Origin of the sequence: Pandoraea pneumonica, from assembly GCF_902459645.1 — a bacterium.
Lineage (GTDB): Bacteria > Pseudomonadota > Gammaproteobacteria > Burkholderiales > Burkholderiaceae > Pandoraea > Pandoraea pneumonica.
Map to the genome: position 1 here is coordinate 358,783 of NZ_CABPSK010000003.1, position 15,855 is coordinate 374,637.

Here is a 15,855-nt window from a genome sequence, read left to right on the forward strand (position 1 = left end):
CCAGCCCCCCCTCCGCCGCCCTCGCCTATCATCAGGTCACCGGTGCGGGGTTGAACAGCACGAGTGCGTTGTGCAACTCCCACCGCTCGGCCCACGTCTTTTCGCCGCTCGCCACCGCGAGCATCAAGTGGAAGAGTTGCCAGCCCACGTCTTCGATAGTGGCCTCTCCCGTGGCGATCCGCCCCGCGTCGACGTCCATCAGATCGTGCCAACGGCGCGCGAGATCGCTGCGTGTCGCGACTTTGATCACCGGCACTTCGGCCAAACCATACGGTGTGCCGCGCCCGGTCGTGAACACATGCAGATTGATACCGGCCGCGAGTTGCAGCGTGCCGCAAATGAAATCGCTGGCAGGGGTCGCCGCATAGATGAGCCCGCGCTGGCGTGACCGGTCGAGCTTGTCGCCCGGCGACACCACGCCGTGAATCGGCCCGCTGCCTGACTTCACGATCGATCCCATCGCCTTTTCGACGATGTTCGACAAACCGCCTTTCTTGTTGCCCGGCGTCGTGTTCGCACTGCGATCGACGCGCCCGCGCTCCAGGTAGGCGTCGTACCACGCCATCTCCTTGATCATGGCTTGCGCCACTTCGGGCGTGGCCGCGCGCGAGGTCAACTGATCGATGCCGTCGCGCACTTCCGTCACTTCCGAAAACATGACTGTCGCGCCGGTGCGTACCAGCAAGTCCGTGGCGAAGCCGACAGCCGGATTCGCGGTCACGCCCGAGAACGCGTCGCTGCCGCCGCACTGCACGCCGACCACCAGTTCCGACGCGGGCACCGTCTCTCGCCGACGGGCATTTAGGCGCTGCAAGTGCACTTCCGCCGTCGCGAGAATCGAATCGATCATCGACAGAAAGCCGACATGCGCCTCGTCTTGCAGGCAAACCGTGTCGGGTTTGCCGTCGGCGTTCGCGCTGCCGATGGGGATACTGCCCGCCGGGAGCAGCCGCTCCGGCTGAAGCTTCTCGCACCCCAAACTCACCACCATCACTTCGCCGCCGAAGTTCGGATTCGTCGCGATGTTACGCAGCGTGCGGATGGGGACGATCGCATCGGGCGCATCGATGGCGACCCCGCAGCCGTACGTATGCTCCAGACCGACAACGTCGTCGACATTCGGATACTTGGGCAGCAGCTTCTCTTTGATGCGCTTCACGGCAAACTCGACCACGCCCGCCACACACTGCACGGTCGTCGTGATCGCCAGAATGTTGCGCGTGCCGACTGAGCCGTCGGCATTCCGATAGCCCTGAAACGTGAACCCTTCGAGCGGTGGCAATTCGGCCGGCACGCGCGTTGCGATCGGCAGCCGGTCGAGCGACGGCGCTTCCGGCATATGCAGATTGCGCTCGTTGACCCAACTGCCCGCAGGCAATGCGCGCGCCGCGTAGCCGATGACCACGCCGTAGCGAATCACCGGCGCGTCCTGCGCGAGATCGACAAGGGCGACCTTATGGCCCTGCGGCACCGCATCGACCAGCACCAGACCGTCGGCAAAACGACTGCCCGCAGGCAAGCCGCCGTCGTTCACCACGATGGCAACGTTATCTGCGGGTTGCATGCGGATGTAGCGCGGCAAAGCCGACGACTTGTTGGAAATATCCGACACACCGGCGGCGGTGTCCTGATGTGCATCGCTTGCGCGGCGCGTGTCCTGTGTTGAAGACATCTTGCGTCCCTCTCCTCCTGCTGACTTGATCCCATCCGGCGTCGTTGACGTTAGCTCAACCCGCCGTCACTTATGCGTCATCATACATCTAGACGCTTTCTGCGCGTACGCTTTCGCGGTCACACCCATATACCGATAAGCCCTTTCCGGGTTTATCCCAACTGCCATTCCGGCAGCCGCCCTCTTGCTCGTCCGAATGACATGTTATACGATGACATATAACTAAGCGCCGGACGCTAGTTGAGCGATCCCTTTTTTATTGAATCCGGCCCTGCGGGCCGACAGGAACTGCCGAAATGACCGCACCCCAAGAACTCAAACAGATCGTCTCCGACGGCTTGTTGTCTTTCCCCGTGACCGATTTCGACGCGAATGGAGACTTCAACGCGCGCGCTTACGCGGCTCGCCTGGAATGGTTGGCGCCGTTCGGTGCGACGGCCCTGTTTGCAGCCGGCGGCACGGGCGAATTCTTCTCGCTCACGCCGCAGGACTACAGCGCCGTGATCAAGACCGCCGTCGATACCTGCGCAGGCAAGGTGCCGATTCTGGCCGGTGCCGGTGGCCCGACACGCATGGCCATTCAGTACGCACAAGAAGCCGAACGCCTCGGCGCCAAGGGCGTGCTGCTCATGCCGCACTACCTGACGGAAGCCAGCCTCGACGGTATCGCCGCGCACGTCGAACAGGTCTGCAAGGCCGTGAACATCGGCGTGATCGTCTACAACCGCGCCAACTCCAAGCTGAGCGCCGACGAACTGGAGCGACTCGCCGACAAGTGCCCCAACCTGATCGGCTTCAAGGACGGCGTGGGCGACATCGAGCGCATGGTGCAAATACGCCGCCGTCTGGGCGAGCGCTTCTCGTATCTGGGTGGCCTGCCCACGGCCGAGGTCTATGCCGCAGCGTACCGCGCACTGGGCGTGCCGGTGTACTCGTCGGCCGTCTTCAATTTCATCCCGAAGACCGCCATGCAGTTCTACCGTGCCGTGTGCGAGGACGATCAAGCCACGATGGGCCGTCTGCTCGACACGTTCTTCCTGCCGTATCTCGAAATTCGCAATCGCCGCGCCGGGTATGCCGTGAGCATTGTGAAAGCGGGCGCGAAGCTCGTCGGCCACGACGCCGGTCCGGTGCGCGCGCCGCTGACCGACTTGCTGCCGCAGGAACTCGAAGCGCTCGACGCGCTGATCAAGAAGGTCGAAGGCTAAGGAGCCCCGCATGCAGATCACCGGTGAGATGTTGATTGGCCGCGCCGATGTGCGCGGCAGCGCGGGCACGCTCGACGCGTTCGATCCGTCGCGTGGCGAGCGTCTTGCGCCCGCGTTCGGCGCGGGCACCCCGCAAGACGTCGACCGGGCCTGCGAACTGGCCCGTGCGGCGTTCGACCCGTTCCGTGCGCTGCCGCTTGCGAAGCGTGCCGAATTTCTCGAAGCCGTCGCGCAAGCCATTCTCGATCTGGGCGATGCCCTCATCGAACGCGCCCATGCGGAAAGCGGCCTGCCTGTCGCGCGTTTGCAAGGCGAGCGCGGCCGCACGGTCGGGCAGTTGCGGATGTTTGCGCAAGTGGTGCGCGACGGACACTTTCTCGACGCCACCATCGATCCTGCACAACCGGCACGCCAGCCGCTGCCGCGCAGCGATCTTCGTCTGACGAAGATCGGCCTGGGCCCCGTGGCGGTGTTCGGTGCGAGCAACTTCCCGTTAGCATTCTCCGTGGCAGGCGGCGACACGGCGTCGGCGTTTGCGGCGGGATGTCCGGTCGTGGTGAAAGCGCACTCTGCACATCTGGGCACGTCGGAGTTGGTCGCACGCGCGGTGCGTTCCGCTGTGCAAAAGCTCGGCTTGCCCGAGGGCGTCTTTTCGCTGCTCGTGGGTGAGCGTGCAGTGGGCGAAGCGCTGGTGGCGCATCCAGCCATCGCTGCGGTCGGCTTCACCGGCTCGCGCACTGGCGGACTCGCATTGCAACGCATCGCGCAAGCCCGCCCGGTGCCGATTCCGGTTTATGCGGAAATGAGCAGCATCAACCCGGTGTACGTATTGCCGGAAGCGCTCAGCGCGCGCGGCGACGCCATCGCCAAGGGCTTTGCCGATTCGCTCACGATGGGCGTCGGTCAGTTCTGTACGAATCCGGGGCTGGTGCTGGGCATTGCGGGCGAGGCGCTCGAGCGTTTCTGCCAAACCGCTGGCGACGCCCTCACGGCGAAGGCCGCGGGCACGATGCTCACGCCGGGCATTCATCAGGCCTACGACAAGGGTGTCGCGCGTCTGGCCGACGAAAGCAACGTAGCGCTCGTCGCACGCGGTCAGGCAGGCAGCGGTTGCCAGGGGCAAGCCGCCCTCTTCCGCACGACGGCTGCGGCGTTTCTCGCCACACCGGCGTTGCACGACGAAGTGTTTGGTCCGGCGTCCGTCGTCATCGCATGCGAGAGCATCGACGAGATGATCGCGATTACCGAGCGTCTCGAAGGCCAGCTCACGGCGACGTTGCAACTCGATGCAGGCGATGTGGAAACCGCGCGCCGCCTGTTGCCGAGTCTGGAGCGCCGCGCTGGCCGCATTCTCGCCAACGGGTTCCCGACCGGCGTCGAAGTGTGTCATGCGATGGTGCACGGCGGCCCGTTCCCGGCCACGTCGAACGCGATGTTCACATCCGTGGGCGCCACCGCCATCGATCGCTTCTTGCGCCCGGTCTGCTATCAAGACCTGCCTGATGCGTTGCTGCCGGATGCACTGCGTCAGGACAACCCGCTCGGTTTGTGGCGTCTGGTCGACGGGGCACTCAAGCAAGCGTAATACCTGCGTAGTGCGTAATTCGCGAGGGGCGTCATCGAGAAACGCTGGGAGTTAAAAGCGTTTCCCGATCCGCCCCTCGCGTCATTCATACAGCCATTTCGAGGCGAGCCGGGTCACACGCGGCATGATCACGTAAGTCATCAACCCGACGATGACGGCGGCGACCACGAGTTTGGCGAAGATCGTATTAGTCAGCCAAGGCAAGCTGGCTGCCAGCCAATGCACGGGTAACGGCACCACCACCGTGAGCGGAAAGATCACCGACAGCGTCAGCAGAAACTGCTTATAGCGCTTAGCGGGTTTTTGTCCCGGTGCCGGGTGAAACCAGAACTCGAGCCCGGTGATCGTCTGACGCCGCTCGTCACTCGCCAGAAACGGCATCACCTCGCTGAGCAAGGTCTGCCGCGCATCCGACTCGAACCAATCTTCCGCATGCGCTAGCGAGTCGAAACGCAACGTCACGGTGTAGACCGTCGAGCCCGCCGCAGGACGAAGGACATGCACACCACGGTGCCCGGGGAATCGTTCCGCGATCGGCACAATGCGCTTGAGCCATGCTTCGTACGCGGCAACGGACTCCGGGCGAATGTGATGCTCGATGACGGCCGTCACACTCTCGGGACGCGGCAAACTGCGTGCCGAAAGATCGCCCAGCGAGGCGCTACGCAGCGAGGGATCGCGCGGATCCATGGAATCTGTGGCGGCGGTGGTTTCGGCTTGATGCATAAGATCCTCTTCGAATTGTTATTTAGACGTAGCGCGGAATCGGCCCGTTTTGCGGCGTCGTATCGTCGCCCAAGTCCAGCATGACGCGATCGACATAGCACCAGCCCCAGCCTTCCGGCGGGTCGTAGCCCTCGATGATCGGATGACCGGTTTCGTGGAAATGCGCGTTAGCGTGGCGGTTCGGCGAGTCGTCGCAGCACCCCACGTGGCCGCACGTGCGGCACAGTCGCAAATGCACCCAACGGCTGCCGGTTTTCAGACACTCTTCGCAACCGAGTGCGCTGGGTGTGACGTGTTGAATGCTGTCGGTATGCGTGCAACGTTTGGACATGGCGATCTCTCCTCAGAGGGTTGCGAGATGCTGATGGATAAACGCGACTGCCATTGCGCCTTCGCCCACCGCGGACGCGACGCGCTTCATCGAGCCATGCCGCACGTCGCCCACGGCGAACGAACCCGGCACACTCGTTTCCAGCGGAAACGGGGCACGCGCGAGCGGCCAGCCCGCCGCCGCCAACATCGCCGGGGTGAGATCCGGTCCGGTGACGAGATAGCCGGAGCCATCGCGCGTAATGGCGGTATCGCGCGCCCAATCGGTATTGGGCAAACCGCCGATACAGACGAACAAATGATGCGTCGCCAGATGTTGCTCCGCACCGCTCGCACGTTCGCGCACCGTGATCGCCTCCAGAAAGCGATCGCCATGCAACGCACTCACTTCGCAGCCCGTGACCACCCGAATGTTGGCCGTGCCTTGAATCTTCTGAATCAGATAATCGGACAACGTATCGGCCAAGCGCGCACCGCGCACCAGCATGACAACTTCGCGCGCATAAGCCGACAGATGCATCGCAGCCTGCCCCGCCGAATTGCCACCGCCGACCACATACACCGTCTCGCCGGTACACATCGGCGCTTCGCTCGCACCGGCGCCGTAAAAAAGCCCCAGCCCCTGCAACCGCGCCTCGTCTGGCAGACCGAGACGGCGCCACTCGATGCCGGTCGCGCAAATGTTGGTGCTCGCGCTTAGCTGTGTGCCGTCGGCCAGATCGACATGAATGCCGCGCTCGGCAAACACGGCGTACACGCCCTCGCGTAGACGAAGAATTTCTGCCCCAAAGCGCACCGCCTGCTGACGCGCACGCTCGGCAAGTTCACCGCCGCTAATGCCCTGCGGAAACCCCAGATAGTTCTCGATCAACGACGAGTTACCCGCCTGTCCGCCGACCGCATCGCGCTCGACGAGCACCGTGTTCAACCCTTCCGAAGCGGCATACACCGCCGCACTCAACCCCGCCGGGCCAGCACCGTAGATGGACACGTCATACGCCTTCCGGCGGGGCTTTTCCACCCATCCCAGCCGCCGCGCAACGTTTGCGACAGTCGGGTTGAACAACCGCGTTCCATCGGGAAACTCACACACCGGCAGCCCCGGATCGTCCAATCCCCGAATACCGGGAATGCGGCGCGCCGCCGCTTCATCCAACTCGACCCAGTCGAAGGTGACCACACTTCGGCTCAGGAAATCGCGAATCTCAAATGCACGTGCAGAGATGGCAAGCCCGAGCAAGCGCACTCGGGGGCGTGGGGTGTCAATCGGATCGGCAGCGGCGGGCGATGTCATGACAGCTCCGTGTCGTTACAAACCGAGCAAGGTGCGGCCTTCATCGGCCAGCAAGTCGTGCGTCTCGGGATGCGCACGCATATAAGCCGCAAACACGGGGCACTGCGGAATGACACGCAGACCACGCTCCCGCGCCGAGGCCAGCCCCGCCAGCACCAACTTCGTGGCGATGCCTTGGCCACGCAACGCGTCGGGCACCAGCGTGTGAATGAACGTAATGACGTTGCCCTCCAGCGAGTAGATCGCAACGGCGTGTTCGCCTTGCACCGTGTACTCGAAGCGGTGCTTTGCCGGGTTGTCTTGCACCTGAATCGGCGTGGTCGAAGTGGTCATGAAAGTTTCTCGATGAGGGGGCGCGGTTTTACACGCCCCCGGGGCATGTGCCCCTTAGCCCTTGATGAATGCCAGCAAATCGGCGTTGAGTTGATCGGCGTGGGTGGTCGCAGTGGCGTGCGGTGCGCCTGCATAGACCTTCAACTGCGCGCCCTTGATCATCTCCGCCGCGATCTTGCCGGTCGCCTCGAACGGCACCACTTGATCGTCGTCACCGTGAATCACGAGCGTGGGCACGTCGATCTTCGCCATGTCAGGGCGGAAATCCGTTTCGGAAAATGCCGTCACGCAATCGATGGTGGCTTTGATCGACGCCTGCAACGCGATCTGCAACGTCTGCTTGAGGACGCCTTGCGACACCTTCGCGCCCGGCCGATTGGTGCCGTAGAACACCGTGCTGAAGTCATCGATGAACTGCGGCCGATCGGCGGCAAGACCTGCACGGATACCGGCAAAAACAGAGGCATCCGGCCCCATCGGGTGATCGGCCGTCTTGACGAAAAGCGGCGTCACGGCGCTGATGAGTGCGAGCTTGGCAATCCGCGAGCTGCCTTTACGGGCGATGTAGCGCGTCACGTCGCCCCCACCCATCGAGAAGCCAGCGAGGATCACGTTCTTCAGATCGAGCGCTTCGATGAGCTCGCCGATGTCGTCGGCGAACGTGTCGTAGTCGTAGCCGGTCCACGGCTGGCTCGAACGGCCGAAACCCCGGCGGTCGAACGCAATGGCGCGGTAGCCGCGCTCGGCGAAGAACAGCATCTGGGCATCCCACATGTCGGCGCTCAGCGGCCAGCCATGGCTAAAGAGAATCGGCTGGCCCGAGCCCCAGTCCTTGTAGTAAAGCTCGGTGCCGTCGCGCAAAGTCAGAGTCGTCATGATTTTTTCCAAAGAAATGGGGGAAACGAGATCGAGAAAACGAAGCACTTACCGAAGCAATTACCGCTGCCGTTTAGGCATCCGCACGGGCTTTCCAGTCGTGCCATGCCACCAGCAAAAAACCACCCACCAAACCGAGATGCTCGAAGAACGCGTTCTCGGCCATGAAGCGCTCGGGCTGCGGCATCTCCCAGAAGCGCAGCGCCAAGAAAGTGGCGAACAACGTGAACGCCGCCAGGGCCAAGGCCCCCAGCCACCGATAGAAGCCGGTGAGGATGAGCAGCGACGCGCCCAACTCCAGCACGATGACGGCCGCCGCCATCGGTGCCGCGGGCGACACGCCGAAGTGCTGCATTTCGGCGATCGCGGCGTTGAAATCGAACGCCTTATCGAGGCCGCCCTGCAAGTAGGCGGCACACAACAGCAACAGTGCGATCCACCGCAGTGCGGGCGCGGGTTGCCAACGCGCAAGGGTTGACGTGTTCATCGTCACACCGCCCAGCAGGCACAACCCAGCGCGCCCCAGAAGCCCTTCAGATCGGACACGGGCAGCTTGCTGCTCCACGCCGTCGCATGCCGGTGACCGTGCACGTTGCAGTTGTTGGCGCAGGCACAGGCCGCTGCGGCGTTGTGCAGTGCCTTCTGCATCGGCGTGCCTTGTGCCGACGTTTCCTTATCTGCCCATCCGGCATAACCGCCGAACGTGCGGGCAGGCGACCAGTCGGGCATCGCTACCGGCGGCGTGCCTTCGTCGAACGAGGCAAACGGACCCGCCCCGTAGACCACTTTGCCGCCAACCATGGTGAGCAGCGCGGTGGTGTCGGCAATATCCGATTCGGCACAGCCGAAGAAGTCGCGATCCGGCACGATCAGATCGGCCAGTTGACCCGCTTCGATACGGCCCTTCTTGCCGACTTCGTTCGAGAACCACGTGACCTTCTCGGTCCACATGCGCAGCGCCGTCTCGCGATCCACGCAGTTGGCCTGCGGGTAAAGCTGCATGCCGCCCACCGTTTTGCCCGTGACCAGCCACGACAGCGACACCCACGGGTTGTAGCTCGCCACGCGCGTCGCGTCGGTCCCGGCCGACACATTCACGCCCTTCTCCAACATGCGCTTGACCGGCGGCGTTGCCTCGGCAGCGCCTGCACCGTAACGCTCGACGAAATACTCGCCTTGATATGCCATCCGATGCTGCACGGCGATACCGCCACCGAGTGCCGCGATGCGATCGATCGACTTCTCGGAGATCGTTTCGCAGTGATCGAAGAACCAGTTCAGGCCTTCGAGCGGCGTGTCTTGATTTACCTTTTCGAACACATCGAGCGCTCGCTCGATGGTCTCGTCGTACGTCGCGTGCAGACGCCACGGCCAGCGGTTCTGTGCGAGTACACGCACCACTTCTTCGAGTTCGCCTTCCATCTCCGGCGCCATGTCCGGGCGCGGCTGGCGGAAGTCTTCGAAGTCGGCGGCGGAGAACACCAGCATCTCGCCCGCGCCGTTATGGCGGAAGTAGTCGTCGCCCTGCTTGTACTTGGACGTTGCGGTCCAGTTCAGAAAGTCTTCCTTTTCCTGCTTCGGCTTTTGCGTGAACAGGTTGTAGGCGAGGCGAATTGTGAGTTGACCGGCGTCGGCCAACTGCTGAATCACCTGATAGTCCTCGGGGTAGTTCTGGAAGCCACCGCCAGCATCGATCGCGCCGGTCACGCCAAGGCGATTGAGCTCACGCATGAAGTGGCGCGTGGAGTTGACCTGATAGTCCAACGGCAGCTTGGGGCCTTTGGCCAGCGTGGCGTAGAGAATCGAGGCATTGGGTTTGGCGAGCAGCAAGCCCGTGGGGTTGCCCGCGCTATCGCGCACAATCTCGCCGCCCGGCGGCGCCGGCGTATCTCGCGTGTAGCCCACAGCGCGCAATGCGGCGCCGTTGAGCAAAGCGCGGTCATACAAATGCAGGATGAAGACCGGGGTGTCGGGGGCCACGGCATTGAGTTCGGCGATGGTCGGCAGGCGCTTCTCGGCAAACTGATGCTCGGTGAAGCCGCCGACCACACGCACCCATTGCGGTGCGGGCGTGATTGCCACCTGACGCTTGAGCATGCCCATCGCGTCGGCCAGGCTGCGCACGCCGTCCCAGCGCAATTCCAGATTGAAGTTCAGGCCGCCGCGAATGATGTGCAGGTGGTTGTCGATCAGGCCCGGCAGCACCGGCTTGCCCTTCAAATCGATGACTCGGGTGTTGTCGCCTGCAAGGGGCAGGACTTCTTCGGTACGGCCAACGCGCACGAAGCGGCCGTCTTTGATGGCCACAGCACTCGCCGTGGGATTGGTGCGGTCCAGCGTGGTAAAGCGCCCGTTGTGCAGGATGACGTCGGGGGTAGCGGTCGAGGCGTTGGTGGCGGTCATGTCGGGCTTCCTTGGCTTGGCGGAGTGGGACGTCTCAGGACTGGGAACAAGGCGCTCGCCATTTAGGCGAGCGCGACACCGGTTGCACGCGCTGCGTGGGCAGCGTGCGCTACGTGCGTTCTTCTGCGCTTTCTTCTGCGCTTTCTTCTATTACGTGCGTTCTTCTTTGACGGGCGCGGCCGCAGCAACGTCGGTCTTGGCGCATCGCGGCAGCTCGCCGAACACATGCGGCTTGACCTGCTCTTTCAGCCACGAAGTCTGCACCGTGTCGGGCTTGATCCAGCCTTTGACGAGGGGCGGAATCTGCTCACCGAGCAAGATTCCGAGAAGCCCCACCAGAGCGACGACCGGCGGTGCCGGGGAGCGCACGTGAAACATCGCGTAGATCACGCCAACCAGTACGCCGAGCGCCAGTGAAAGTAGGTAGGGCTTCATCGTCTTCCTCCGGATTAGCCTTCGTGAGCGCCAAACATCGTCTTGGCATAGTTGATGCCGATGCCGTACGACCCGCCCCACTTCTTCGCGATACCCGTGGTCATGTCGTACGTGTCGGTGCGCGCCCAGTCACGTTGCAATTCGAGCAGATACTGCAACGACGTCATCGGGCGGGCGCCAGCCTGGATCATGCGCTCAACGGCGCGTTCGTGGGCTTCCGTCGAAACGTCGCCGCTGGCGTCGGTAATCACATACACCTCGAAACCTTGATCGATCGCCGAGAGGGCCGGGCCCACGATGCAAACGCCGGTCCAGAGACCTGCGAGCACGATGCGCGACTTGCCGATCTCGTTCACGCGGCGAATCACTGCCTCGTCTTCCCACGTGTTCATCGACGTACGGTCGAGCATCTTCTGCCCCGGGAACGGTGCGGTGACTTCTTCGAACATCGGGCCGCTGAAGCTCTTCTCAGCCACGGTGGTGAGGATGGTCGACACGCCGAAACCGGCAGCGGCGTTAGCAACCAGCGCGGCGTTGTTGCGCAGCGTGACGGCGTCGATCGAGTGCGTAGCGAAAGCCATCTGCGACTGGAAGTCGATCATGATCAGCGTGTGGTCTTGCGGCGTGAGCAGCAGCGAACCGGGCTTGGCGGCGGCGACGGGTTTGTTGAGGGCCATGGTAAGTCTCCTAGATTGCGTTGAATGACAGAAAAGTTAAAAACCAACGGGAAATCGCGTTTTACTGTTCGATAAAATTCACTAAATCAAACTCGGCGGCTCGTGTAAGCTTTCGTCTGTGTTTCCCGCCGCGTTGGAAGAAGTTTCGTCGGAATCAAGGCACGCGAGGTTGAAGGTTTTGACGACTTATCATCGAAAATTTCGATGATCGATTTTTTGGAGAATCATCCGTGCTCAAGCTGTCTCTGGAAGCCATCGAAATCGTCGATGCCATCGCTCGGTACGGCTCGTTCGCCGCTGCGGCCGAACGGCTGCACAAAGTGCCGTCGACCATCTCGTACGCCGTCTCCAAACTGGAAGATCAACTCGGCCTTGCCCTATTCGTTCGTAACGGACCGAGGGTGACGCTCACCGACGCGGGACAGGAGATGCTCAAGGAGGGCCGCTGGCTGCTGGCGGCGGCAAACCAGCTTGAATCACGCATGCGGCAAATTGCGACCGGCTTCGAGGCGGAAATCCGGTTGGTTCACGATTCGCTGATCCCCACGAGCGCCTTCAATCCGGATATCTGCGCCTTCGAAGACCTGAACTGCGGCACACGCCTGCGCATTGGCACCGAGACGCTCACGGGGACTTGGGAGTTGTTGCGGGAAGGACGGGCGGATCTGGTGGTGGCGGCGGGGGAAGGACCGGCCAGCGGCGGCTATAAGGCCGTGGCGATCGGCACGCTGGATTTCGCGTTCTGCGTGAGCGCCAACCACCCGTTCACCAAGCTGGGCCGTCCGCTCACGCGGGACGACCTGCTGGAGAACACCGCCATCGTCGTGGGCGACGGGGCGCGCTCGCTGGCCGATCGCTCAGTGGGGCTGTTGCTGGGCCAGCGCCGGATCACGGTGCCCGGCATGCAGGCGAAGATTGCCGCCCAGTTGGCCGGGCTGGGCCACGGCTTTCTGCCGCGCGCCTGCGTGTGCGCGGAACTCAAGCGCGGTGCGCTGGTGGAATTGCAGGTCGAAGAGCCCCGCCCGCCGGAGACCTTCTGGCTGGCGTGGCGCACCGAGCGCATGGGCGAGGCGTTGAAATGGTGGAGCCAGCGGCTTAGCCGGCCGTTGTTGCCCGAAATTCTGGCGCTTTAAAGCTGCGCCAGCGAACTCGCAACGGCCTTCAGATCGACCGAACCTGGCGCGCCGATCAGCGCATAACCGAGCTGCCCCTTTCGCCAGGTGACCACGCCCATACGGTCGATATGCTGCTCGGCAACGCCTTGATCCGGGCGCGGGTCTTTCACCACGCATAGCGCAATCGGGTCGCCCTTCTCGGGCAAATACACCATCTGCACCAAGGCGCGATCCTGCCAGCGCAAGCGCTGCACACGCTTGAACGTCAGGCCCTGCGCCTTCAGATCCGGCACTTGGATATCGAGTTGATCGTCGCGCTGAATATCGGCCACGGTGCGCGCGGTGTCGCTGGCGTCCACGTTCACCGACGCCACTGTGTCGCGCGCATAAAGCTGCTGATATTCGGCCGCCGCACGCACCCACGTCACGCCTTGCGGTGACTTCGGCGGGGGAGTCGTGGCACTGGTGAGCACCGGTGCACCAATCCCTGCCTTCTGCAAAACGCCCGGCAACAACGGCATCGTGACGGCGGTCACCGCCACACCGGCCGCAAACGCCGCAGCGAGCCACCACGGGCGCACACGACGCCCCGGCCCATTCGTCGGCATCGACGATTCGATCGGCGCATCGTTAGCGACAGGCGCATTCGTTTGCGGAATCTCACTCGCGGGCTTCGCCCCCGCCTGCTGACGTTGCGCATGCGTGCGCAGCAACGCGTCGAGATTGGCGCTCAGGCTTTCGGGCACGGGGGGCAACGCTTGCGCAGCAAACGTCTCGCGATACGGCAGGCGCGACGCCCGCAGCGAGGCCACCACGTCGGCCAGCGCGGGCGAGGCGGCTACGGCCGCTTCTACCTCGGCACGTTCGGCCGGGGCGAGTTCGTTGTCGACGTACGCGAGCAGGCGGATATCGTCTTCGTTCATCACGCGTCCTCCTCACGTGCGCCGGGGGTGGTGTCGATCCGGCGGGGTTGTCCCTCGGGGTTACGGAACCGGTCGCCGATGGTACGGCGAGCACGTGACAGGCGGCTCATGACCGTGCCGATGGGCACGTCGAGCACGAGCGCAGCCTCTTGATAACTCAAGCCTTCAACCGCCACGAGCAGCACCACGAGACGTTGCGCCTCGGGCAACTGGTCGACGGCACCGAAGACCTGGTGATAGCTGGCAAGCTCCTCCGGCGTCGACGCTTGCAAATCAGGCACGGTTTCCACATCGGCGTCTTCCCACGCGAGACTGCCGCGCGAGCGTACCCGCCGCGCACGAATCTCGTTGATCCACGTGGTGTGCACAATGCTGTACATCCAGCTCAGCGCGGAGGTGCCCGGCTGCCACTGATGCACGCGCTCCAAGGCATGCACGCAGGCGCGCTGCACGAGGTCTTCGGCATCGTGACGATCGCCTGCGATACGCAGCGCGAACGCCCAGAGGCGTGGCAGCAGGCCCGGGAGCATGCTGGGCAAATCCTGACCGGTCATCGGCGAATTTCCTGGCGGAGGAGACCTGGCGGCAAGCCAGTCCGAAGCGCCGCCGGCGGTGGCCGCCAGCGTACGCCGCGAAATTATACTGAGCCGCCGGGAAACCCGCGCGACGGGAGTTCGCACCCGCGTCCTCCCGCTTCGCTCAAGGCTTGATGGCGTGCCACACGTCCTTAAAGCCGTCGCCCTTCATGTCGCCCGGTGCGGCATCTTTCGTGAACAGGTACATCGGCTTGCCTTTGTAGGCCCACTGCATCTTGCCGTCGTCGCGCTTGATGATCGAGTAGTCGCCTTCGGGCTTGGCGCCCAACATGGCCATCACCGGCGGCCACGCTTCGGCGCACGGGCCGTTACATGCGCTCTTGCCGCTGCCGGCTTCATCTTTGTCGAACGTATAGATCGTGCGGTTCTGGCCATCGACCAGCATGCCGTTGGCCGCCTTGAACGGCACTTCTGCGTGGGCAACGGTGGCGGCAAACGCTCCGGCGGCGACGACGAGAGCGGACAGAACGGCGGACATCGATTGACGTTGGTTCATCAGATTGGCTCCTCAGGTAATTGTCGGTGTCGACATTGAGAGAACGTTCGCCCGCAACGCTTTATTCCATCGCGAGCGATCGGTATTTTCCGCCGCTGCCCGGTAAACGACAACGGCCACCCGAGCCCCCTCGGATGGCCGTCACCGGGCAGGCCGCGCCGGGGGGACATCCGGCGCGTCTGCCTGACAAACGCAATATTCCTTTGCTGGCTGACTTCCCCTCTTTATTCTCCTTTCGGTGCTTCTTTGACGCGGCTCACCAACTGCGTCGGGCTGACGAATTGCAGCGCGATGAGCACCCACAGCAACGTGATCGCCATGTAGATCATCGCCATCGCATCGATCGACTGTGGCGCCCGCACGCCGGTGGAAAACACCGCGTAGTACAGCGCCACCACGAGCGTCTGTGTGTCTGGGCCTGCCGTGAAGAACGTCAGTTCGAACATCCCGATGGTGCGCACCAGCACCAGCAAGCCTGCCGCAAGCATGCCCGGCACCAGCAACGGCAGCAGCACGTAGCGGAAGTACTTGAGCGTGTTCGCACCGAAGATGCGCGCGGCAGCCTCCAGATTCGGGTCGATCTGCTCGATGAACGGCGTCATCACGAGAATCACGAACGGCAGCGACGGGACGAGGTTCGCGAGAATCACGCCCGAGAGCGTGCCGCCCAACCCGATCTTGTAGAGCACCGTCGCCATCGGAATGCCGTACGTCACCGGCGGCACCATCAACGGCAGCAGGAACACCAGCATCGCAATCCGCTTGCCGGGGAACTGCGCACGCGCCAACGCGTAGGCCGCGGGCACCCCCAACGCAATGGACAACAGCACCACGGCGCCCACGACCTCGAACGTCACCCACAACACGTTAGCGAGTTGGAAGTCGTTCCACGCCTGCGCATACCAATGCAGCGTGAAGCTCTCGGGCAGCGGCGTGCCGAACCAGCGCGTAGCGACCGAGTTCATCGTGACCGTGGCAATCATCAAGCCGACGTTCACGAGGAAGAAGATCATCGCGCCCCACACCAGCACCCGCCAGATGCGCGCGCCGGGGCCTTCGCGGCGCAAATTGCGGCGCGCACCCTTCGCTTCGCGCGACGCGGTTGTGTTGCCCACGGGCGAAGGCGTCGTCATGAGGTCTCCGTTCTGCATAGCCATGGCACCCGCCATCGATTTATCGGTCGCGC

Annotated in this window: 17 protein-coding genes; 3 read left to right on the forward strand and 14 right to left on the reverse strand. The window is 63.4% G+C overall.

What is annotated here, in order from left to right; all coding sequences use genetic code 11:
• Positions 1-31 precede the first annotated feature (31 nt).
• Entirely contained in the window at positions 32-1,564 is a 1,533-nt protein-coding gene (gene garD / locus PPN31114_RS17090) for a galactarate dehydratase (RefSeq protein ID WP_150681116.1), read from the reverse strand.
• Between the two features lie 404 nt (positions 1,565-1,968).
• Between garD and kdgD the strand changes: the two genes are divergently transcribed.
• A complete protein-coding gene (gene kdgD, locus PPN31114_RS17095; protein WP_150680708.1) occupies positions 1,969-2,880 on the forward strand; it encodes a 5-dehydro-4-deoxyglucarate dehydratase in 912 nt (303 codons plus the stop codon).
• Positions 2,881-2,890: 10 nt separating this feature from the next.
• Entirely contained in the window at positions 2,891-4,465 is a 1,575-nt protein-coding gene (locus tag PPN31114_RS17100) for an aldehyde dehydrogenase (NADP(+)) (RefSeq protein ID WP_150680709.1), read from the forward strand.
• A gap of 81 nt (positions 4,466-4,546) precedes the next feature.
• Here the strand turns inward: PPN31114_RS17100 and PPN31114_RS17105 are convergent, their stop codons facing one another.
• The 9 genes from PPN31114_RS17105 to PPN31114_RS17145 form a co-directional block, all read right to left on the reverse strand.
• The gene (locus PPN31114_RS17105; protein ID WP_150680710.1) at positions 4,547-5,191 is read right to left on the reverse strand and encodes an antibiotic biosynthesis monooxygenase; all 645 of its coding nucleotides are present in this window, start codon (positions 5,189-5,191) and stop codon (positions 4,547-4,549) included.
• 22 nt (positions 5,192-5,213) lie between these two features.
• A complete protein-coding gene (locus PPN31114_RS17110; protein ID WP_150680711.1) occupies positions 5,214-5,522 on the reverse strand; it encodes a UBP-type zinc finger domain-containing protein in 309 nt (102 codons plus the stop codon).
• 12 nt (positions 5,523-5,534) lie between these two features.
• Positions 5,535-6,815 carry an NAD(P)/FAD-dependent oxidoreductase gene (locus tag PPN31114_RS17115; protein WP_150680712.1) on the reverse strand — a complete coding sequence of 427 codons (1,281 nt, stop codon included), beginning with the start codon at positions 6,813-6,815 and terminating at the stop codon, positions 5,535-5,537.
• A 15-nt stretch (positions 6,816-6,830) separates the two neighbouring features.
• Positions 6,831-7,148: a GNAT family N-acetyltransferase gene (locus PPN31114_RS17120; RefSeq protein WP_150680713.1), complete on the reverse strand. Its 318-nt coding sequence runs from the start codon at positions 7,146-7,148 to the stop codon at positions 6,831-6,833.
• Between the two features lie 54 nt (positions 7,149-7,202).
• On the reverse strand, positions 7,203-8,024 hold the full coding sequence (locus PPN31114_RS17125; RefSeq protein WP_150680714.1) for an alpha/beta fold hydrolase: 822 nt from the start codon (positions 8,022-8,024) through the stop codon (positions 7,203-7,205).
• A gap of 73 nt (positions 8,025-8,097) precedes the next feature.
• Entirely contained in the window at positions 8,098-8,511 is a 414-nt protein-coding gene (locus PPN31114_RS17130) for a DoxX family protein (RefSeq protein WP_150680715.1), read from the reverse strand.
• A gap of 2 nt (positions 8,512-8,513) precedes the next feature.
• Positions 8,514-10,427, reverse strand: a complete 1,914-nt coding sequence (locus PPN31114_RS17135) for an amidohydrolase (RefSeq protein ID WP_150680716.1) — start codon at positions 10,425-10,427, stop codon at positions 8,514-8,516.
• Positions 10,428-10,577: 150 nt separating this feature from the next.
• Positions 10,578-10,862, reverse strand: a complete 285-nt coding sequence (locus tag PPN31114_RS17140; protein WP_150680717.1) for a DUF1427 family protein — start codon at positions 10,860-10,862, stop codon at positions 10,578-10,580.
• 14 nt (positions 10,863-10,876) lie between these two features.
• On the reverse strand, positions 10,877-11,539 hold the full coding sequence (locus tag PPN31114_RS17145) for a hydrolase (protein WP_150680718.1): 663 nt from the start codon (positions 11,537-11,539) through the stop codon (positions 10,877-10,879).
• 230 nt (positions 11,540-11,769) lie between these two features.
• Here PPN31114_RS17145 and PPN31114_RS17150 point away from each other — a divergent pair, with 230 nt between their 5' ends.
• Entirely contained in the window at positions 11,770-12,672 is a 903-nt protein-coding gene (locus PPN31114_RS17150) for a LysR family transcriptional regulator (protein ID WP_150680719.1), read from the forward strand.
• On the opposite strand, the gene PPN31114_RS17155 is transcribed toward PPN31114_RS17150, so the two are convergent.
• From PPN31114_RS17155 to PPN31114_RS17170, 4 genes are all read right to left on the reverse strand, one after another.
• Positions 12,669-13,577, reverse strand: a complete 909-nt coding sequence (locus PPN31114_RS17155) for a zf-HC2 domain-containing protein (RefSeq protein ID WP_150680720.1) — start codon at positions 13,575-13,577, stop codon at positions 12,669-12,671. The two genes, PPN31114_RS17150 and PPN31114_RS17155, sit on opposite strands and share 4 nt — an antisense overlap.
• A complete protein-coding gene (locus PPN31114_RS17160; RefSeq protein WP_150680721.1) occupies positions 13,577-14,131 on the reverse strand; it encodes an RNA polymerase sigma factor in 555 nt (184 codons plus the stop codon). Before PPN31114_RS17160 ends, PPN31114_RS17155 begins: the two co-directional genes overlap by 1 nt.
• Before the next feature lie 145 nt (positions 14,132-14,276).
• Entirely contained in the window at positions 14,277-14,669 is a 393-nt protein-coding gene (locus PPN31114_RS17165) for a COG4315 family predicted lipoprotein (protein ID WP_150680722.1), read from the reverse strand.
• 224 nt (positions 14,670-14,893) lie between these two features.
• Entirely contained in the window at positions 14,894-15,802 is a 909-nt protein-coding gene (locus PPN31114_RS17170) for an ABC transporter permease (protein WP_246182609.1), read from the reverse strand.
• Positions 15,803-15,855: the final 53 nt, after the last annotated feature.